Source organism: Sorangium sp. So ce119 (assembly GCF_051524405.1).
Lineage (GTDB): Bacteria > Myxococcota_A > Polyangia > Polyangiales > Polyangiaceae > Sorangium > Sorangium cellulosum_G.
In genome coordinates this window covers 1851940-1872571 of sequence record NZ_CP150310.1, presented here as the reverse complement: position 1 = coordinate 1872571, position 20632 = coordinate 1851940, and the positions used below count along the sequence as shown (strand labels likewise).

Annotated in this window: 14 protein-coding genes; 10 read left to right on the top strand and 4 right to left on the bottom strand. The window is 71.5% G+C overall.

All coding sequences use genetic code 11. The annotated features are described in order from the left end of the window. Positions 1 to 372: 372 nt before the first annotated feature. The gene (locus tag WME76_RS07415) at positions 373 to 2283 is read left to right on the top strand and encodes a M12 family metallopeptidase (protein WP_437959481.1); all 1911 of its coding nucleotides are present in this window, start codon (positions 373 to 375) and stop codon (positions 2281 to 2283) included. A gap of 1142 nt (positions 2284 to 3425) precedes the next feature. Here the strand turns inward: WME76_RS07415 and WME76_RS07410 are convergent. Beyond that, on the bottom strand, positions 3426 to 4421 hold the full coding sequence (locus tag WME76_RS07410) for an AraC family transcriptional regulator (RefSeq protein ID WP_437959480.1): 996 nt from the start codon (positions 4419 to 4421) through the stop codon (positions 3426 to 3428). 198 nt (positions 4422 to 4619) lie between these two features. On the opposite strand from WME76_RS07410, the gene WME76_RS07405 reads away from it, so the two are divergent. Further along, positions 4620 to 5165, top strand: coding sequence for an NUDIX hydrolase (locus WME76_RS07405; RefSeq protein ID WP_437959479.1), 546 nt, complete (start codon positions 4620 to 4622; stop codon positions 5163 to 5165). A 90-nt stretch (positions 5166 to 5255) separates the two neighbouring features. Continuing rightward, entirely contained in the window at positions 5256 to 6203 is a 948-nt protein-coding gene (locus WME76_RS07400; RefSeq protein ID WP_437959478.1) for a Uma2 family endonuclease, read from the top strand. A gap of 29 nt (positions 6204 to 6232) precedes the next feature. On the opposite strand, the gene arfB is transcribed toward WME76_RS07400, so the two are convergent. Continuing rightward, positions 6233 to 6661 (bottom strand): alternative ribosome rescue aminoacyl-tRNA hydrolase ArfB, encoded by a 429-nt coding sequence (gene arfB / locus WME76_RS07395; protein WP_437959477.1) that lies wholly within the window; start codon positions 6659 to 6661, stop codon positions 6233 to 6235. Positions 6662 to 6843: 182 nt separating this feature from the next. After that, positions 6844 to 8355 (bottom strand): DUF1990 family protein, encoded by a 1512-nt coding sequence (locus WME76_RS07390; RefSeq protein ID WP_437959476.1) that lies wholly within the window; start codon positions 8353 to 8355, stop codon positions 6844 to 6846. Between the two features lie 98 nt (positions 8356 to 8453). Between WME76_RS07390 and WME76_RS07385 the strand changes: the two genes are divergently transcribed. From WME76_RS07385 to WME76_RS07370, 4 genes are all read left to right on the top strand, one after another. Further along, entirely contained in the window at positions 8454 to 8876 is a 423-nt protein-coding gene (locus WME76_RS07385) for a hypothetical protein (RefSeq protein WP_437959475.1), read from the top strand. A gap of 8 nt (positions 8877 to 8884) precedes the next feature. Next, on the top strand, positions 8885 to 10444 hold the full coding sequence (locus WME76_RS07380) for an SLC13 family permease (RefSeq protein WP_437959474.1): 1560 nt from the start codon (positions 8885 to 8887) through the stop codon (positions 10442 to 10444). A 182-nt stretch (positions 10445 to 10626) separates the two neighbouring features. Continuing rightward, complete coding sequence (locus WME76_RS07375; RefSeq protein WP_437959473.1) at positions 10627 to 11814, top strand: FIST signal transduction protein; 1188 nt, start codon at positions 10627 to 10629, stop codon at positions 11812 to 11814. Positions 11815 to 11820: 6 nt separating this feature from the next. Then, positions 11821 to 12807 carry an STAS domain-containing protein gene (locus WME76_RS07370; protein ID WP_437959472.1) on the top strand — a complete coding sequence of 329 codons (987 nt, stop codon included), beginning with the start codon at positions 11821 to 11823 and terminating at the stop codon, positions 12805 to 12807. A 45-nt stretch (positions 12808 to 12852) separates the two neighbouring features. Here the strand turns inward: WME76_RS07370 and WME76_RS07365 are convergent, their stop codons facing one another. Next, the gene (locus WME76_RS07365) at positions 12853 to 13257 is read right to left on the bottom strand and encodes a hypothetical protein (protein ID WP_061616168.1); all 405 of its coding nucleotides are present in this window, start codon (positions 13255 to 13257) and stop codon (positions 12853 to 12855) included. 363 nt (positions 13258 to 13620) lie between these two features. Between WME76_RS07365 and WME76_RS07360 the strand changes: the two genes are divergently transcribed. From WME76_RS07360 to WME76_RS07350, 3 genes are all read left to right on the top strand, one after another. After that, positions 13621 to 16437, top strand: coding sequence for an ATP-binding protein (locus WME76_RS07360; RefSeq protein WP_437959471.1), 2817 nt, complete (start codon positions 13621 to 13623; stop codon positions 16435 to 16437). Between the two features lie 62 nt (positions 16438 to 16499). Beyond that, positions 16500 to 19271: a beta-propeller fold lactonase family protein gene (locus tag WME76_RS07355; protein WP_437959470.1), complete on the top strand. Its 2772-nt coding sequence runs from the start codon at positions 16500 to 16502 to the stop codon at positions 19269 to 19271. 287 nt (positions 19272 to 19558) lie between these two features. Further along, on the top strand, positions 19559 to 20629 hold the full coding sequence (locus tag WME76_RS07350; RefSeq protein ID WP_437959469.1) for a serine hydrolase domain-containing protein: 1071 nt from the start codon (positions 19559 to 19561) through the stop codon (positions 20627 to 20629). The last annotated feature ends 3 nt before the right edge of the window (positions 20630 to 20632 follow it).

Genomic DNA, 20632 nt, shown 5'->3' with positions numbered 1-20632 from the left:
GCTGGCGCGTCAACCGCAGGCTGACGCGCCGACGGCCGGCTGACGCGCCAGCGCGCCGGCGTGACAGGCCCCGCGCAGCCGAGAGCGCACCTCGAGGCGCGCGGCCCGCAGGGTGCCCTTCGCGGGCGTGTGGCGCCCCGGGTTGCCCATAGGCCCCCGTCGGCGGGCGGCACGTAGCTTGCGAGTACTGCCAAAGCCCCGGCATGAATTGAGCGCCATGCCCTCGCAGCGCGCCATCGCGCGTCGACCCGTGAAGCGTGCGCGCCGCCCGACGGCGCAGGGGCCCGCAACGACTCGCCCCCGGCCGATCTTCACCTGCGCCCGCCACGGGCCCGTTGCCAGCTCTCATCACAAAGAGGTTCATACTTGTCTATGCTACGCCACCGAACGTTCGCCGCCCTTCCCCTCGCTTTTCTCGCCGGCATCGGCGCGTGCGACGCGCCCGTCGACGACGCCGACGCCACGGCGCCCGAGCCCGTCGACGCGGTCGCCTCGCCCGCCGTGGCAATTGCGTGCGAGACCGGCCTCGAAAGCGAACCGCCCCTCACCTCGTGCGCCCCCCCCGCAAATCAGCAATGCCAATACGTTTCTTGCGGCGGCTACCCCTGGCCGAATGCTCGCATCCCCTTCCGGTTCGAGGGCAACTATTCGTCGCTCGACAAAGCTCGAATTCGTCGCGTCACCGAGCTCTGGGAGCAAGCGACCAGCGGGGCGCTCGACTTCGTCGAGTGCCCCGCCAACAATTGCGCCGGCGAAGCGAGATGGCTGACCATCAACCTGCAGAGAAACAATGGCGGTACCCCGACCGACGCGGGCAACTGGGATATGGGCATCGACGCCAACCAGTCGCCCCAAACCATTGCGCACGAGCTGGGTCACGTTATTGGGCTGCCCCACAACTTCGAGCGCCACGACCGCGATCGGTACGTCCGCCTTTCAAAATCGTATTTCTGTGAAGAGCCCGAGACCGCAGGCGCGCCGCCGCGCGGCTTGCCCTTCAAATGTCGCGCCTGGCCCGCGGCCTCAGCGGGCGACCAGCCGAGCATCACCGGCCTTTTCGGCCCCTTCGACTCGACCTCGGTCATGGGCTACCCAAACTCGACCGATATCTGCGAGCTCGACCATCAAGAGGCCAACCATGATGGCTGGGTCCCCGCCGGCTCGGCCAACGAAGCGCCGAACAACGGGCCCACGGCCGCCGACGGCTCGGCCGTGCTCGAACTCTACCGGTCGTACGCCGGCTGGGTGCCTTTTCACAACCTGGGCAAAGATATGGGCGCCGACCACCCCCTCGAGCACGTGCTCGCCGGCTCGGGCGCGAGCGCCGTGTACATGGCCGGCGACCCCGCGGTCACATCGTGGGGCGCCCCCGACCTGTCTTTCTTCGTTCGCGGCGAAGACGACAAAACCAACCACGTTGGGCGCATTTACCAAAAATACAAGACCTACAACGGGGGCGCGTTTCAATCGTGGTCTGACTGGGTGCAACACCCGCTGACTGGGCTGCCCGCCGGCGTCATGTTCAACAGCGACCCTGCCGTCACGTCGTGGGCCTCGGGCCGCACCGACCTCGTCGCCCGGGCGTCGAACAACAACATTTACATTCGAACCTACTCAGGCACGTGGAGCAACTGGTCGTCGATCGGGGCGCCCGCCGGCGGCGCGGCCTCGGCGCCCGCGATCGCGTCGTGGCTCAACCACCTCGAGGTCTTCGTGCGCGGCAGCGACAACCGGTTTTACGTGCGCACTTTCGACCAGGGCGTCGGCTGGTCGGCCTCGTGGTCGGCGATCAACACGGGCACCTTCGTCGGCAAGCCCGCGGCCGTCTCGGCCGCCGCCGGCATGGTACACGTCGCCGGCCACGGCATCGACGACCGGCCTTGGATCTCGGTCAAGAGTGGCGGCGCATGGGGCGGCCCCCAGCCCCTGGATGGCACCTTGCTTTACCCCGGTTCGGCGCCGGCCATCGCGTCGTGGGGCCCTGACCGCTTCGATGTCTTCGTGCGCGGCCTCGACGGCCGCCTCTGGCACAACCAGTGGACGAGCACCACGAGCTGGTCGGGCGCCGTCCCGCTCGGGGGCATGCTCGGTTCGTCGCCGGCCGCCGTCGCCACCCGCAACGTGCAGCGGCTCGAGCTCGCCGCCCTCACCGAAGACTTCTTTCACAACGACCCGCCCGGCAACCAGAGACACCTCGGCCTTTGGTACAAATACTGGCCTGATTTTACCTTGACAGATCACTATTACGGCATCAACGACCCCGTACATCAAGTCTGCCAATGAACGCGTTGCCATGATTCGCTCCAGACCGTCGAGAAGGCTCGCCGTCACCGCGTCGATCGGGTCGGGCGGGGGCCCACCGCCCTGACCAGCCGGCGGGCGACGTAGCGCGCTCTTCGGGCCCCCTAAACCCGCCTCTGGCGCAAACAGCAGGGACCCCGCCCTCCGAGCGCGACGTCACCGGCCGGCTGGAGGCAACGGCGAGCGACCGCGCTGCGAGACGCATGCCGACAATCGCAGTGGGCAACAGCGCTGCAGTACGCATGCCGATAAGCGCAGCAAGCGACGCCAACGCAAAGCGCATGTCGACAAGCACGGCGAGCAACGTCGCTGCCCCAGGACGCCTGCTGACAAGCGGCGGTTGACGTTGCGCGCCGTCGTGTGTTCCGAGCGCGGGCGGTGCGGGGCCGCCCCCACTGGACGCGCCAGCGCATCGGCCGCTTGTCTCTCGCGTCGTACCAGGCGACCCGATTCTGTGTCTGGAGGCACCTCGACTGCCTTCGGGCGGTCGACCTCGGTGTCGAAGGGGCACGCGAGCTGCCTCGGGAACGAGACATCGATGCCGGGGAGGCACCTCGACTGCCCTTCGGGGGCCGAATTCGATGCCGGGGAGGCACCTCGACTGCCCTTCGGGGGCCGAATTCGATGCCGGGGAGGCACCTCGACTGCCTCTCGGGGGCCGAATTCGATGCCGGAGGGCAGTCGGACTGCCCCAAGGGGGGCCCCTTCCTCCCCCGAGAGGCACCCTGACTGCCCCCTGCCACTGACGACTACCACTCTAATCAAAAAGCCGGTTTCGTGGACCTCAACGACAGCGGTGCGGCAAATGTCACCCGCGACCGCCAGCACCGGCACGGGCGCGCGCCCATGGCACCGTACAGCTCCCCCGGCCTCCCCGCGCTTGCCGCGTAGCGGCCGGGTACAGCAGTCAACATTTCGAAACCATTCAGGATTATTTCTGCATCCATGAATTGTTTTCCCCTTGCACGCCAACGAGGCCTACGCGGCCGCGTTCACCAAGGGGCCGCATGATAACCCTGCCGATCATGCGCACGTTCGCCGTGTCCGACGTTCCCCGTGCAGAGCGCCCCCTCCGGCCCGTCTCCTGACCGACCCCGAGCAGCTCGCGCCCTTCGATGCGCTCGTCAGGCGGAGCGGCGGTACGCGGCGGGGCTGTGCCCGGTCCAGCGGCGGAAGGCGCGCGAGAAGGCGCTCACCTCGGAGAAGCCCAGGAGGAACGCGACCTCGGAGATGGTGCGGCCGCGCTCGCGCATGTGGGCCACGGCGAGCTTGCGGCGCGCCTCGTCGAGGACGCTCTTGTAGCTCTCGCCCTCGTCGCCGAGCCTCCGTTGCAAGGTCCGCGCGCTCATGCCGAGGGCGCGCGCCGCGGCGGCGACGTCGGGGGCGCCGCGCCCGAGCGACTCGATGAGGTGGCGCTCGAGCGCGCTGCGCACGCTGGGGTCTGCCGGGAGGCCGGCGAGCAGCTCGTCGGCGTGCCGGCGGAGGACGGCGCCCAGCGCCGGATCCGCGCGCAGCGTGGGGGCGTCGAGGAACGAGGCGTCGAACAGGACGGCGTTCTCGTCCGCGTCGAAGGCGAGCGGCACGCCGAGGAGACGGTCGTACTCGGCGCGATCCGCCGGGGCGGCGTGGGCGAAGGTGACCCGGTGGGGCGCGAACGGCACGCCGGTGAGGGCGCGCGCGCGCAGGACCCACAGGCCCATGATGAAGCTCGAGAGCTGGGGCGGCGCGACGGCGCCGACGAAGCGCTGCGAGATGCGGGCGCGCGCGCCGTCCACCGTGAGCCGCACGTCCAGGGCATCGTGGATGAGCCGCTGATACCGCAGCACGCAGCCGATCACCTCGCGCACCGTGGCGCACTGGCCGGTGACGAAATCGACGACGTCAAACAGGTGGTCGACGAGCAGCTCGGCCGCGTGCAGGCCGAACGCGGGGTCGCGCGCGAGATCGGGGACGCGGGTCCACGCGCGGACGACCGTGTCGTGCGGAACGCGGGCGGTCGGGTCCTCGAGCAGGGCGGGGTCGACCTCGGCGGCGGCGAGGGCCGCGCGCGGGTCGACGCCCGCGCGCGACGCGGTGAGGACGCAGAGTCGGATGGCCTTGATACAGCCGGTGGGGCCCATGGCGCTCGACTCCCTGTCCTATCCGATCTCCGGCCCGCCATCACGGGTGCGCGCCGCTGCGCGGTGGGCGGGGGCGCCGCGCGCGGCCCCGCGGGACCGGCCCGCGCGACCTGGTGGCCGCGGTCGCCATGGGCTACCCATGCCCCTCCGGGCTCGCCGCGGACGATCCGGAGCGCCCGGGCTCGGAGGTGGTTCTTCATGGCGGTCGTGCGGTGGAAGGCACTGGAGCGGCGCGTGATCCAGCACTCGCCGTGGCGGAGGATCGAGGACGTCACCTTCGAGCTTCCGGACGGGCAGGTGCGCACGTTCTCGCTCAAGAAGGAGGGGCGGGTCGTCTGCATCCTCCCGATTTCACTGGAGAATCGCGTGATCCTGGCGCGCCAGTACAGGCCGGGGCCGGACCGGATCCTCGACGAGCTCCCCGGCGGCGGCGTCGAGCCGGGCGAGACCCCGGAGGACGCAGCGGCGCGCGAGCTGCTCGAGGAGACGGGGTATGTCGCCGGGCGGCTCCTTCCGCTCGGCCGACCGCTCGAGTGCGCCTACTCGACGATCGAGCGGCACGCGTTCCTCGCCGTGGAGTGCGCGCGTCGCGGGGCGCAGTCGCTGGACGAGACCGAGTTCATCGACGTGATCGAGAAGCCGATCGAGGCCTTCGTCGCGCAGCTCAGGGAGGGCGCGTGCACGGACCCGGAGGTCGGGTGGATGGGGCTTCACGAGCTGGGGTATCTGAAGGCGCACGAATGATCCGGCCCGCTCCGGCGTAAGCGCGGCGTCGCGTGCGCCGCCCGCACGTCCATCGCTGCCAGGCGCGCGCGCCGCGCTATGTTGCGGCCGATGCCCAAGCGAGATCGCGCCCCCCTCGCCCCGGGCGTCGACGGCTCCGGTCGCACGCCCAACGCGCCATCGACCTCGGGCGGCAGGGCGCGCGCGCGCCTGCCGCACGTGGACGACCGGCTGGCCCCGCCCGAGACGCGGGTGGAGTACCTCGACGGCGCCGAGCTGTTCGCCGCCCCGGCCGAGCCGCCGCAGGCAACCCAGCACTTCGATCTGACCTACGTGCTCGGCGCCCACGTCGCGAAGGGCTACCGCGGCGCCGTCGACATGCTCACCCGGACCGACGAGGCCAGCGATCACGCGCCCGACGCCAGCGTCTTCGCGCAGAAGCCCGACCGCGGAGGCCGCCGGCGGCTGGAGGAGATGGCGTTCGAGATCTGCGAGAAGCAGGCCCTCGCCGTCCCGACCGATAAGGCGCGCCGGCTCATCGGGCGCGGCGTGCGGCGGGTGTTCTGCATCCTGGTGAAGCAGCGCCGGGTGCTGGAGTGGTCGCGCGAGACCGACGGCTGGCAGCCCCTCCCGAAGAACGCGACCATCGAGGACCCGTGCCTCGTGCGCCCGATGCCGATTCAATCGTTATTCGATGCCGCGTCCTCGGACGACGCCGTGGCCCGGGCGCTGCTTGACAAGCGCGTGCCCGCGCTCGTGGAAGCGCTCGCCGCACGCGTGGCGCGCAGAGTGGCCCACGGCGAGGGCCGCGGCACGGCCGTCGGCGAGGCCGACGGCGAGGCCATCGACGAGGCCCGCGGCGAGGCCATCGGCGAGCTCAGGATGGCGCAGCAGGCCATCACCACCGTGCTGCGGTCGCGCGGAATCGCGATACCGGCCGGGGTGGCGCGCGCGATCGCCGGCTGCAACGACGTGAACAAGCTGCGCCGATGGCTCGCGAAGGCGGCCACCGCGACGACGGCGGCCGCGGTCGTCGCGCGCTCCCGGCGCAAGCGCTGACGGCGAGCGCGGCGCGACCGCGCCCCGCCTCACTCGGCGTGGCCGCCGCGGCGCACCTGCTTCTTCTCGCCCGTCCGCCGCTTCTCGTCGAGCCGCCGTGCCTTCGACGCCCGCGTCGGCCGCGTCGGCCTCCGCAGCACCGGCGGCTCGAGCGCCCGCAGCAGCAGCGCGCGCAGCTTCTCGCGCGCATCGTCCAGGTTGCGCTGCTGATCGCGCGTGAGCTGGCTCACGATCAGCAGGCGTCCCTCGGCGTCGAGCCGCCCGCGGGCGATCTCGCGCAGCCGCGCCTTGGCGTCGGCGGCGAGCTCCGGCCACGCCGCGAAGTCGAGGCGCAGCTCGACCTTCGAGGCGACCTTGTTGACGTTCTGACCGCCGGGGCCCGACGCGCGCACGGCGCTCCAGCTCAGGAGGGCGACGGGGACGGTCAGATCATCCTTGATGACGAGGGGGTGGGACACGGTGGCTCGCTCTGCCCAGCGGAGGCCGCGCGCGACGCGCGGGCGGGCGCCCTGCACCTAGCACATGCCGCGGACGAGCTCGGCGCCTCGCGTGGCGGGTTGCCCCGACCCTCGCCACGATCGGGGCATGAAGCGACACCGCCATCCACCGTGCCGAGGCTGCCGGGCCGGCGCGCAGCCCCTCACCCCGCGGCCATCGCGGGCGCCGGGGCGTCGTCGCGCCGCACGCGGCGGAGGATGAGCTCCTCCAGCCAGCGCTCGAACGCCTTGCCCTCCTGCTCGTCCGGGTCGTCGCGCGTCACCTCGACGCCCTTCTCCGCGCGGCCGCCGCTGCGCTCGATGACCGTCTCGACCAGCGAGGTCCACGTGTACGTCTGGATCGCGCCGCCCAGCGTCTCCATCACCAGCAGATCGGCCAGGGTCGACGCGCGGTTCCACGTCTGCACCTCGAAGCGGACCGCCCCGTCGCCCGCCGGCTCGGCCAGGAAGCGCACGGCGCCCGCGAGCGGGTGGCCCTCGAGCGTCGCGAGGGTGATCGCGCGGGGCGCGACCTCCTCGACGCGCACCTGGACGTGCCCGCGCAGCGGCAAGGCCATCGTGAGCGTCGCGCCCGGCGCGATGCGCTTCGGGCTCGCGGGCTCCGCGCCGACCACGACCGTCTCGCGCGGCGCCAGCGACGGGAACTCGTCGCGCAGCAGCGCGATCAGCCCCTCCGCGTCGAGGCGCGAGCCGCGGATCACCGCGCGGTACAGCTTGCGGTGCATCGGGCCGATCCCCTCGGACGGCAGCCGCTCGGGCAGCGAGTCGCCGAGCTTGCCCAGCGCCTCGTCGAGCGGCGTCGCCTGGACGCCGAGCACGTCGAGGGCGTTCTCGCGGCCCTCGGGGATGACGTTGCCCTCGGTCACCATCGTGATCTGGTCGGCGTTCACCGGCGTCTCGATGCCGAACTTCGCCGCGAGCTTCGCCCCCGTCGACTCGATCCACGCCGGCAGCGGGAGCCGGGTCGGGTGCCTGTCGGTCATGGCCTCGAAGCGGTCGAGCACCTTGTTCATCGACGTCACCTCGGCGCCCGCCAGGTCGAGCTCGCGCCCCGCGAGGTCGGCGCGCTCGGCCGCGGCGGCGAGCGCCTCGCCGCAGTCCTCGCACCAGACCGGCTGGAACGGATCGTCCCCCTTCCCGACGAGGGGCACGACCGGCAGCGTGCGCATCATCTTGAGCAGGAGCGAGATCTGCTCGTCGCCCGGGCCGAACACGTTGCCGGGGCGGACGATGATCCACTCGCGCGAGAAGGTGCGGGCGATGTCCTCGCCCTGCTTCTTCGAGCGGTGGTAGGCCGACTCGCCCCGGTCGGCGCCCAGCGACGAGACGTGGACGAAGCGCAGGACGCGCGCCCGCTCGGCTTCGGCGACGAGGTTGCGCGTGCCCTCGACGTTGACGCGCTCGAACGTGACCTCCGGCGGCCGCTCCGCCACCACCGCCGCGAGGTGGACGACCGCGTCGCACCCCTCGGCGGCGCCGTGCACCGACGCGGCGTCGCCGATGTCGCCGTCGAACGCCTCGACGTCGCCCTCGAACGCCTTGCGATCGTCGCTCGCGTGGCGCGACAGGAGCCGGACGCTGTGCCCCTTCCTCAGGAGTCGCCGCACCACCTCCGGGCCCACCACCCCTGTGCCGCCGGTCACCAGTACCTTCATCGCGCGTTCTCCTTTGCACCCATCGGTGGCCGTCGACAGGCGAACGCCGTGCCAGGCCCGGCCCGCGGCGCGCCCGGGATTTGCTGGAGCGCAGCCGCATGAGCCCCCGCGCGAACGCCTCACGGCGCCCCGCGACCGCCCCGCAGCGCGCCGGAAGCGCCCCGCAGCGCCCCGCGAGCGCCGCGCCGGCGCCGCTCGTGACGCCCGACGGTCGCTACCTGATCGTGCGCGGGCGCCTGTGGCGTCGGACCAACCCCGCGCTGCCGGAGGACGTGCGCGAGCGCCTCGTCGCGGAGCTCATGGCGGCGCGGCGCGAGGTCGGGCGCGCGCTGCGCGCGGGCGACGAGCGGGCGCTGCGGGAGGCGCGCCGCCGCGTGCACGCGGCGAAGATCGCCCTGGGCGAGCGGGGTCCGCCGTGGTGGACGGACGGCGCTCCCGACGAGAACCGGCGCCTCGTCGCGTCCACGGCCTACGCGCGCTGGTACGACGAGCTCCGCAAGGGCGAGGCGCCTGTGCGATAGAGGCGCGCATGCAGCGCCAGCCCGACCCTTCCGCCACGCCGCCGGGCGCGCCGCGCCGCGGCCGCGCGCCCGCTCCCCGCGTGAGCCCGCTGCGCTGGCTCGGCGTCGCGTCGGGCCCGGCCGCCGCCCTCGCGATCGCGCTGATCCCGAGCGGGCTCCACGCCATCCCCGGCCACGGCCACCGCCCCGCGTACGCGGCCGCTGTCGCGGCGTGGATGGCGCTGTGGTGGCTCTTCGAGGTCCTCCCCATCGCGATCACCGCGTGCTTGCCGCTCGTGCTCTTCCCGCTGCTCGGCGTGTTCGGCCGCGGGCCCGCCGGCGACGCGGCCCGCGCCGTCGCGCCGTTCCTCGACGCCTACATCTTCCTGTTCCTGGGCGGCATGGCGATCGGCGCGGCCATGGAGCAGTGGAGCCTGCACCGGCGGGTGGCCCTCCACATCATGCGGGCGATCGGCGCCGATCCGAGGCGGCTCCTGCTCGGCATGCTGGTCGCCACGAGCGCCATCTCCCTCTGGATCTCCAACACCGCGACCGCCGTGATGATGGTCCCGATCGGCCTCGCCCTGCTCGCGCAGCTCGAGTCGGCCGCCGGCGGGCGCCGGCTCTCGCACTTCGGGACGGCGATCATGCTGGCGGTGGCCTACGCCTCCAACGTCGGGGGCATCGGCACGAAGATCGGCACCGGCGTGAACTCGATCTTCTGCGGCTTCCTCGCGGAGAAGCTGCACCGCGACGTCGGCTTCTTGCAGTACATGGCGATCGCCCTGCCGTTCGTGGTCCTGTTCGTCCCGCTGCTCTGGCTCGCCCTGTGGCGCGTGGGCAGGCGGGACGGGCTCGCCGCCGGCCACGCGCGCGACGTGCTCGACCGCGAGCTCGCCGCGATGGGCCCGATGAGCCGCGGCGAGAAGAAGGTCGCCGCGGTCTTCGCGGCGGCCAGCGCGCTCTGGATCCTCGGCGACCCGCTGCGCGCCGCGATCGCGCCGCACCTCCAGGCCGCGCTCCGGGGCCTCGGCGCCGCGACGGGATCGGACGCCGTGGCCACCTTCGCGGTGCGGGGCAAGCACGTCGAGGCGGGCGTGGCGATCCTCGCGGCGTCGAGCCTGCTCGCCATGCGCGCCCTCTCGCTCGCCTCGCTGCGGCGGATGCCCTGGGGCACGCTCGTCCTGCTCGGCGGCAGCTTCGCGATGGCGGCCGGCATCGAGGGGGGCGGCCTGTCCGCGTGGATGGCCGCGCAGCTCGCGGCCGTCGCGGAGGCGCCGCTGCTCGCGCAGATCGGCCTCGCCAGCGCCGGCACCATCGCCCTCTCGGCGCTGGCCTCCAACACGGCGACGGTCAACGTCGCCCTCAACGTGCTCCCCCGCGACCTCGGCGTGCTGTTCGCGGCCACCATCGCGGCGTCGTGCGACTTCATGCTGCCCGCCGGCACGCCGCCCAACGCGATCGTGTTCGGCAGCGGCTACGTGCGCCTCCCGGCGATGATCAGGACGGGCTTCCTGCTCGACGTCGCCGCCGCCCTGCTCATCACCGCGTACGTCTACGGCTATGCGCGGCACCTGTTCGTCGGGTGAGCGCAAGAGGCTTCGCGGCGAGAATTCGTGTATATACGCCAGGAATTGCGTCGATCTGGGCCCGCGGGAGGCAGGACGCCGATGGAGGGAAATGTCATGATCGCGACAGACATCCTGTCGAGCTCGCCAGGCAGCGCGCCGCATCCGGCGGATCGGATCGAGAGCACGGGAGAGCGGGGCACATGAAGATCGCCACCTCGGCGTCCACCGCGGCGGCGGCGAGCACGGCGTTCGGCGAGGCCATGTCCGCGCTCCGCGCGAGCCTCGGCGCGGAGCCCGATCACGTGTTCCTGAGCTACACCGAGCCCTACGACGTCGGCGAGCTCGCGCGCGCCACCGCGGCGCTGCCGCCGTCGGTGCGTGTCCACGGATCGAGCTCGTGCCTGTCCGTCATGACCGGCGCCGGCGTCCATGGCGCGCCCGGCCCCGGCCTCGCCCTGCTCGGGCTCGCCGACGCGGAGGGCGCTTATGGGGTCGCGGCCGAGCGGATCGACGGCGCCCCGCGCGCGGCCGGCGCGCGCGCGGCGCGGCGCGCGATCGAGGACGCGGGGCGCGCAGGCGAGCTCCCGGCCCTGCTCTGGCTCACCGCGCAGACCGGCGCGGAGGAGGACGTCCTGCTCGGCATCGAGGACGTGGTCGGCCCCAACGTGCCTGTGTTCGGCGGCTCGTCGGCGGCGGACTCCCTCGACGGGCGCCAGTCGCAGCTGGAGCGCGGGCGCGCCCACGAGGGCGCCGTGCTGCTGTCCGCGCTCTACCCGTCAGGGGAGATCTCCTATGCATTCAGCAGCGGCTACGTCCCCACCGAGCACCGCTGTCGCGTGAACCGCGCCGAGGGCAGGCGCCTGCCCGAGATCGACGGGCTGCCGGCCGCCGAGGTCTACAACCGCTGGACCGACGGTCTGATCTCCGCGCAGCTCGGCGGCGGATCGATCCTGGAGCAGAGCGCGTTCCACCCGCTCGGGCGGCCCTCGGGCTGGATCGGCAAGGTCCCCCAGTTCCTGCTCATCCACCCGAGCACCGTGGAGAAGGACAACTCCATCACGCTCAGCGCGAACATCCACGACGGGGACGAGCTCGTGCTCATGCACGGATCGCGGGAGAGCCTGATCGGCCGGGTCCGCTCCGTGATCGACGCCGCGCTGGAGGCCGCGCCGCCCTCGTTCCGCGTGCAGGGCGCGCTCGTGATCTTCTGCGCCGGGTGCATGCTCGCCGTGCGCGACGAGATCGAGCGCGTCGCCCAGGGGGTGGTCGCCTCGCTCGGGGCGACGCCGTTCCTCGGCAGGTTCACCTTCGGCGAACAGGGGTGCTTCGCCCGGGGCAAGAACCAGCACGCGAACCTCTCCATCGGCGTCGTCCTGCTCGGCCACTGAGATGTGATGGAGGACGAGGCCGCCCGCGAGACCATCGCCGAGCTGCAGCGCGCGCGTGAGGAGGAACGGGCGCTCCGGCTGGAGGCCGAGGGGCTGGCGGAGGCGCTCCTGCTCTTCACCGAGCCGGGGACCTTCGCGGAGACGCTGGCGCGCGTCGTCGACGCGACCGCGCAGCGGGTCGGCGCCGCCGCCGGGCTGGTGATCGCCTTCGCGGAGGGGCCGGACGGCCACGTCCTCCTCTCGACCGATCCAGGCCTGTCCGGGACCGCGTGGGAGGCCGGGCCCGCGTTCACGCGCGCGCTCGCGGGCCGGCCGGTCGCCAGCTTCGATCTGAGCCAGCTCGTCGAGTGGCAGCGCCAGCCGGAGTCCATCCTCCAGCGCTACGGCTCCGCGCTCCACGCGCCGCTCGAGGCCGGCCCCCTGCGGGCGCTGCTCGTGCTCGTCCATCCGACCCGCGCCTTCTTCGACGCGCGCCACGTCAGCCTCGTGCGCCGCCTCCTGCCCGCGGCGGCGCAGGCGCTCGCGCGCGCCCGCGCCGAGGAGGAGCTCGCCCGGGCGCGCGAGCTCGCGCACGAGCGGGAGATCACCGAGAAGCTGACGCTCATCGAGCACCAGCGCGCCGTGATGCGCGCGCTGTCCATGCCCATCCTCGAGGTCTGGAGCCGGATCCTCTGCGTCCCCGTGATCGGCTCCGTCGACGAGGAGCGGTGCGCGCACCTGATGGAGCGGCTCCTCGCCGCCGTCACGGCCAGGCGGGCGCGCGCGGTGGTCATCGACGTCACCGGGCTCGACCGGATGGAGGCGAGCGCCCTCACGCTCTTCCTGGGCGTGGCGACGGCGGTGCGGCTCCTCGGCAGCGCCTGCGTGCTCGCGGGCATCGGCCCGGAGGTCGCCCGTGATCTCGTGCGGGAGGGCGCGCCGTGGGGCGAGCTCATGACGTACCGCCGCCTGCACGACGCGCTGAAGGCGCTGCTCCCCTCCTCCCGCCGGTGATCCGGGAGCGGACCGCCGGGCTCGGCAGCGGCGCCCGCGCGCGGCTCAGGACGCCTTTCGCCGCGCCGACTCCCAGCCGCGCCGCACGGCGCCCCTGGCCTGGTCCCAGGTGCGCCCGCTCTTCATGTCGTTCCACTCCTCCCGGAGCTTGCTCTCGACCCGGTCGTCCCAGTCGCTGTGCTCGCTGTACTGGCCCGCCGCGCCCCAGCCGTAGCGCAGCCCGGGCTCGACGTCGTCCCAGTTGCTGTTCGGCACGTGGGGCGGCGGGATCGGCTGCTTTCCGAGCGCCTGCTTCACCGTGTCGTCGATGTCCTGGTTGAGCTCCTGCCCCTTGTTGTTGGTGAAGTCCGCCTTGGTCTGCTCCCAGTCGCGGCGCAGCGCTTCCTTCACGCGCTCCCACCCGGACGTCTTGTGCTCATCCCACCACCTCGGATTGCTCGCATGGCTCATCGGTACCTCCTTGGATTCGATCGAAGGGGCGCCGGCCCGGAGGCCGAGCGCGCTGCGAGGAGGCGCTGATACACGAACGGTGCCGTCGCGTTCGAGCGCAGGAGACCTGCACGAATCACCATGTCTGCATGCAGCACGCGCGATCGCGGTCTGCCCTCTCCTCCGCTCCCCGGGGCGCGCCTGCGGCAGGCGGCCACGGGTGGGACAAGCTGCCTCAAACCGTCCCTTCGAGGCTGCTCCGCGCCGCGACGCTCCCCGAGGCGCTTCGATTCAAACGAGGCAGGTCGGCCGGTCGTGTACGATGGCCCGCATATGACCGAACGGGCGGGGCGGGACGGGGCGCGGCTTCGCGCAGCACCAAGCTTGTCCTTCTGGGTTGCAGGGCCGCTCGTCTTCGCGCTGCTCGTCTTCGTGGGGCCGGGGCTCTGGATCGCCGCGTGGGCCATCGAGCGCGCGATCCTCACGAACGAGCTCGGGGTCCACACGCGCACGCACGACGAGTGGACCCGCCGCATGAACGACCGCCTGATCGAGGCGGAGGCGAGCGTCGCCCGGTACGCCCGCATCCTCACCATGGCGCTCGAGGAAGACCCGGCGGGCTCGCCGGAGCGGTTCGACGCCCTGGTCGGGCCCGCGCGCGACGGCGGGATGGTGTCGCGCAAGGCGGGCTTCGCGCCCGGGCGAGACGCCGTCGTCTGGCTGCCGGCGGGCTACCCGCTCGACGACAGGGAGAAGCTCTTCCTCCTGGAGGCGAAGCGCGTGACCGAGCTGTACTCGGCGGGAGCTCCGGGGGAGCCCATCAACACGTGGCTCATCCCCAGCCGGAACGGCCTCGTGATGTACTGGCCCAGCTACACGAGCTACATCGACCAGGTCGACACGACCGTCGATTTCGTCAACTCCGAGTGGATGACGCTCGTGCTCCCGGCGAACAACCCCGAGGGGAAGCCGCGCTGGACGCCGACGAGCTACGACCCGGCGGCGCGCGAGTGGATGGTGAGCGTCGTGGCGCCGCTCTTCCGCCGCGGGGTGTTCGCGGGCAGCGCCGGGCACGACGTCACGGTCGACGCGGTGATGGCGAGCTTCCGGGAGCTCTCGCTGTACCCGGGAACGGAGAACGCCCTCGTGAGGGGCGATGGAACGCTGCTCGTGTCGAGCGTCCACCAGCGCGCGATCCACGACAGCAAAGGGACGCTGACGGTCGACTCCGTGGGCGACGCGGAGCTGAAGCGCGCCTTCGAGGCGGCGAAGGTCGCGGGCGCCGGCGCGGCGCGCGTGGTCGGCGGCAACGATCAGCGCGTGATCGTGGCGGCGCGCCTCGCGGCGCCGGACTGGTACCTCCTCACCGACGTGCCCCGCGCGGCGCTCCTCTCGTCGGTGAAGGGGCTGTACTGGAACTACTGGCTGATCGCGGCGGTCTCGATCCTGGCGATCGTGGCGCTGCCCGTGCTCGTGATCATGCGCGTGACCTTGCCTTCCGTGCGGAAGCTTGTCACGGCGGCGGAGCGCATCCGGGGCGGCGATCTCGATCAGCGCTTCGAGGCGTCCGGCACCCGGGAGTTCGTGCACATCGGCGACGCGCTCAACGCCATGGCGCAGCAGCTCCGCGCGTCGTTCGCCGCCCTGGAGAAGACGAACGAGGAGCTCGAGCAGCGCGTCGAGCAGCGCACCGCCGAGCTCAAGGAGGCCACGGTCGCCGCGGACGCGGCCAACCGCGCGAAGAGCGACTTCCTCGCCAACATGAGCCACGAGCTGCGGACGCCGCTGAACGGCATCCTCGGGTACGCCCAGATCCTGAGGCGCTCCACGCGCCTCGGTGAGCAGGACCAGCGCGGCGTCGACGTCATCGCCGAGTCCGGCGCCCACCTGCTGACCCTCATCAACGACGTCCTCGATCTGGCGAAGATCGAGTCGCGGACGATGGAGCTCCACCCCAACGATTTCGACTTTGCGTCGTTCCTGCGCGCGACGGTCGAGATCTGCCGGATCCGCGCGGAGCAGAAGGGGATCGAGTTCGTCTACAAGCCAGGCCCCGCGCTGCCCGCGGGCGTGCGCGCCGACCAGCGGCGCATGCGCCAGATCCTGCTCAACCTGCTCGGCAACGCCATCAAGTTCACCGAGCGGGGCCGCGTCACCTTCACGGTCGCGGTGGTGCAGGACGGCGCGCGCGAGAGCCTCCCGGACGACGGCGCGGGCCGCGAATCGCGGACCGGGAAGCGCACGATTCGCTTCGAGATCGAGGACACGGGCAGCGGGATCAGCGCCGAGCACCTCGACCAGATATTCTTGCCCTTCAAGCAGGTCGGCGACAAGAAGCGTCACAGCGAGGGCACCGGGCTCGGGCTGGCCATCAGCCAGCGGATCGTCGCGCTGATGGGCAGCTCCATCCAGGTCAGGAGCGAGCTCGACAAGGGCAGCGTCTTCTGGATGGACCTGACGCTCGCCGAGGCGCCGAACTGGATCGACAAGGCGCGGCTCACCGAGCAGGGTCGTATCGTCGGCTACGAGGGCGCGCGGCGGAAGCTCCTCGTGGTGGACGACAAGCGCGAGAACCGCGCCGTGATCGTCAACATGCTGGAGCCCCTCGGGTTCGCGGTGACGGAGGCGAGCGACGGCCAGGAGGGCCTGGACAGGATCGCGAACGAGGCGTTCGACTTGATCATCACCGACATCGCGATGCCCGTGCTCGACGGCTGGGAGATGATGCGCCGCGTCCGGAAGATGCCAGAGCGCGCGGGGGCGATCCTCATCGCGTCGTCCGCCAGCGCCTTCATCACCGACCAGGACAAGAGCCTGGAAGCAGGCGCCAACGACTTCATCGCCAAGCCGCTGCAGATGGATGAGCTCCTCGAGAAGGTACAGCGACACCTCTCGCTGGCGTGGATCCACGAGCGGCAGGACGGCGCGCGCGAGGAGGCGGAGCCCAGGCCCGACCCGGGGGCGACCCCGGCGGTCGACCCCGCGGACATCCCCCCGCCCCCCGTCGAGGATCTCAGGGCCTTGCGCGACCTCGCGCACAGGGGGCTCGTCAACCAGATCCAGAAATACGCCGACAGGCTCGATCAGGCGAGCCCCGGGAACGCGCCGTTCACCAGGCACCTGCGCAAGCTCGCCAGGGACTTCCGGCTGGACGCCATTGAAGAATTCCTCGGCCGGCACCTCGACAGCGGCGCCCCGTGAGCGGCGCCACGCGAGCGCGCCTTTTTCATTGTGAAAATTTTCACTTCACGTACGTTCGCAAAATGCTGCCCGCATGCTGCCTGCGCCGCATCCTGGCTGTATGCACCGGTGCTACAGCCGCTCTTCTCGCTGCCGCTCTCCCTGCGGCGGCCGCCACGCCGTTCACGACCTTCGAATCGGGCCAGGTCCGCCCCATGGCCCTGTCGAGGGACGGCAAGCTGCTCTTCGCGGTGAACACGCCCGACAACCGGCTGGAGATCTTCCGCGTCCAGGCGGATCGTCTGCGGCTCAAGGCGTCTGTGCCCGTGGGCCTCGAGCCCGTCGCCGTGGCCGCCCGCGGTGACGATGAAGTCTGGGTGGTGAACCACCTGTCCGACAGCGTGAGCGTCGTCGATGTTCGAGACGAGGAGAAGGCGCGCGTCGTTCGCACGCTGCTCGTCGGCGACGAGCCGCGCGACATCGTGTTCGCCGGGCGGGGGCGCTCGCGGGCCTTCATCACCACGGCCCACCGCGGGCAGAACATCCCCTTCGATCCGCAGCTCACGACGCCAGGCGTCGGGCGCGCGGACGTCTGGGTGTTCGACGCCGACCACCTCGGGACGTCGCTCGGCGGTACGCCGCTCTCCATCGTGACGCTCTTCAGCGATACGCCGCGCGCGCTCGCGGTGACGCCGGACGGCAGCCGCGTCTATGCCGCCGCCTTCCACTCGGGGAACCGCACGACCAGCATCGACGAGAGCCTCGTGCCGAACGGCGGCGAGGCCGAGGGCGGATTGCCCTGGCCCACCACCAATTTCGAGGGCATTCCCCAGCCGGAGGTCGGGCTCATCCTCAAGTTCGACGGGGCCCACTGGGTCGACGAGCTCGGTCGTGACTGGGACAGCGCGGTGCGCTTCTCGCTGCCCGACAAGGACGTCTTCGTCATCGACGCGCTCGCCAATCCGCCGCGCCAGGTGGACGGGCCGGGCGGCTTCTTCACGGGCGTGGGGACGATCCTGTTCAACATGGTCGTGAACCCGGTGAGCGGGAAGGTCTATGTGTCCAACACCGACGCCCGCAACGAGGAGCGGTTCGAGGGGCCGGGCCTCTTCGCCGGCCACAGCGTGCGGGGCCACCTGCACGAGAGCCGGATCACCGTCCTCGGCCCGGGCGGCGTCGTCCCGAGGCACCTCAACAAGCACATCGACTACGACGCCTGCTGCGCGCCGGTCTCGAACGGCGAGAACGCGAAGAGCCTCGCGCAGCCGACGGGAATGGCCGTGACGCGCGACGGCGCGACGCTGTATGTCGCGGCGCTCGGCTCGGACAAGATCGGCGTGTTCGACACCAGGCAGCTCGAGAAGGGCACGTTCGTGCCCAGCACGGCGAGCCAGATCCACGTCCCCGGGGGCGGCCCGACCGGCCTCGTGCTCGACGAGGACAGGCAGCGGCTCTACGTGCTCACGCGCTTCGACAACGCGATCTCGGTCATCAACACGCGGACGCGCCGCGAGGTCGCGCGCGTGCCGATGCACAACCCGGAGCCTCCGAGCGTCGTCCGGGGGCGCCGCTTCCTCTATGACGCGTCGCTGAGCTCGAGCCACGGCGACTCGTCGTGCGCGAGCTGCCATATCTTCGGCGACTTCGACAGCCTCGCGTGGGACCTAGGGAACCCGGACGGCACCGCGCTGGTGAACCCGGGGCCGTTCTGCACCGATCTCTTCGGCCAGGACCCGACCCTCCATCCGATGAAGGGGCCGATGACGACGCAGAGCCTGCGCGGCATGGCCAACCACGGGCCGATGCACTGGCGCGGCGACCGGACCGGCGGCCATGACGCGCCCACCTCGCAGCCGGACAGCGGGGTATTCGACGAGCGGGCGGCGTTCCAGAAGTTCCGGACGTCGTTCGTCGATCTGCTGGGGCGCGACGAGCCAATCTCGGAGGAGGACATGGAGGCCTTCACGGACTTCATCCTCCAGGTCACCTACCCGCCCAACCCCATCCGGGCGCTCGACGACTCGCTCACGCCCGATCAGCGCGCGGGGCGCGACTTCTTCGGGGGGCCTGTCTCGAGCATCCTCGGCGAATCGTGCATCGGGTGCCACGACGTCGACCCCGGCGCCAACCCGGACGACTTCGCGCCTGGCTTCTTCGGCAGCGACGGCGGATCGGCCAACGCCAACGAGTCCCAGGTCTTCAAGGTCCCGCACCTGCGCAATCAGTACCAGAAGATCGGGATGTTCGGCATGGCGGAGTCGTTCGTGTTCCCGTTCGGCGGCTCCAACGCGCACATGGGCGATCAGGTCCGCGGCTTCGGTTTCCTCCACGACGGCGGGGTCGATACGCTCTTCCGCTTCAACTCGTTCTCCGATTTCGTCCAGATCCCGGAGAACCCCGGCGGCTTCCCCATCGGCCCCGAGGGGGACCTCCTGAAGCACCAGGTGGCAGCGTACATGCTCGCGCTGGAATCGAACCTGAAGCCGATCGTCGGCCAGCAGATCACGCTCACGTCATCGAACGCGGCGGTGGCCGGTCCGCGCATCGCGCTGCTCATCGCGCGCGCCAACGCCGGCGACTGCGATCTCGTGGTGAAGGGCTGGTCGCACGGCGAGGAGCTGGGCTTTCTCTACACCGGGAATGGCCGGTTCGAGCCCGACCGCGCGCGCGAGCCGCGGCGTTGGGACACCGAGCTCCGTCAGCTCCCCCGGGGGCACCGCGGCGAGCTGACGTACACGTGCGTGCCGCCCGGATCGGGGGAGCGGATCGGCATCGATCGCGACGGCGACGGCTTCCGCGACGGTGACGAGCGGGACGCGGGCAGCGACCCGGCCGACCCGACGAGCGTTCCGTGACGGAGGGTTGACGGGGGATTGCGGGGCTGGCCCGCGACCCGCCGCCGGACGAGCCGCCGTGGCGATCCGTTGCTTCCCCCGAGAATTCGGAGGGGCGCGGCGACGGATTGCAGCCCCTTGGGGATGGCCCCAGCCCGGACCCGACCGGCGAGCCCGAAGAGAGACCGTGCGCTCCGCCGGCACCGCCCCGCGCCTCGTACCGGAGAACCCGCCCCTCGTCGGGCAAAACCCCTGCCTGGTCATCCGTCGCTCGATCTCGCCACCTCGTCTGGCAACGTGGGTGTCCCATGACGTCCCGTACAAGACGAGATTCTCCGTCGATGGTAGTTGCCCTCACCGCGCTGATGGTTCTGAACACCGCCTGCGGGTCGAGCTCCGGTACGCCGGACGCGCCTGACGACCTCCGCAACGAGCTGAATCGCCGCCTCGATGCCGCGGCGATGGCCGGGTTCTCCGGATCGGTGCTGGTCACGGTGGACGGGGTCACGGTGCTGGCGCGCGGCTACGGCCTCGCGGACCGAGACAATGGCGTGCCCGACGTCGCCGACACGGCGTACGATTTCGGCTCCGTCATGAAGGACCTCACGGCGGCGGCCATCTTCAAGCTCGAAGGCGAGGGCAAGCTCAGCGTGACGGACTCGCTCGCGACCCTCTTCGACGACGTGCCGGCCGACAAAGCCGAGATCACCGTCCTGCAAGTCGTCCAGCACAGCGCCGGGTTCGACGAGTACCACGACACCGAGGGAGACTTCGAGCCCATGGCGCGCCTCGAGGCCCGCCAGCGGATCTTCGCGCAGGAGCTGCGGTTCGAGCCGGGAAGCAGGGTCGACTACTCGAATTCGGGCTATACGTTGCTGGCCGACGTCGTCGAGACCGTTTCGGGGCGAGGGTTCACCGATTACGTGCGCGACGAGCTCCTGACGCCGGCCGGGATGCAACACAGCGGCTTCTTCGGCGACCCGGTGTGGGAACGGGTCGACACCGCCATCGGGTACGGTGACGCGACGTTCGGGAGCAACGACCCGGCCGCGTGGCCGTACACGTGGTCGCTGGTCGGCAACGGCGGGCTGGTCACGACGGTCTCCGATCTGGAGCGTTGGCTGGTCGCCGTCTGGGGCGGGGACGTGCTGGACCCGGCGGCGCTCGACGCCTACCGGACGCTGTACCTTTCGGGCGGAACCTTCGAGGGCAAGACGGTTTACGGCTATGCCGGGGGCAGTGACTACGGCTTCGGGGGATACGCGGTGGACTGCCCGGAGGCGAACAGCCGCGTGATCCTCGGGACGAACGCGAACGACGCGTTCGATATCGAGCCATTCGGGGGCGAGCTGGCCCAATTCGTTCTCTCGGCGAGATAGGAC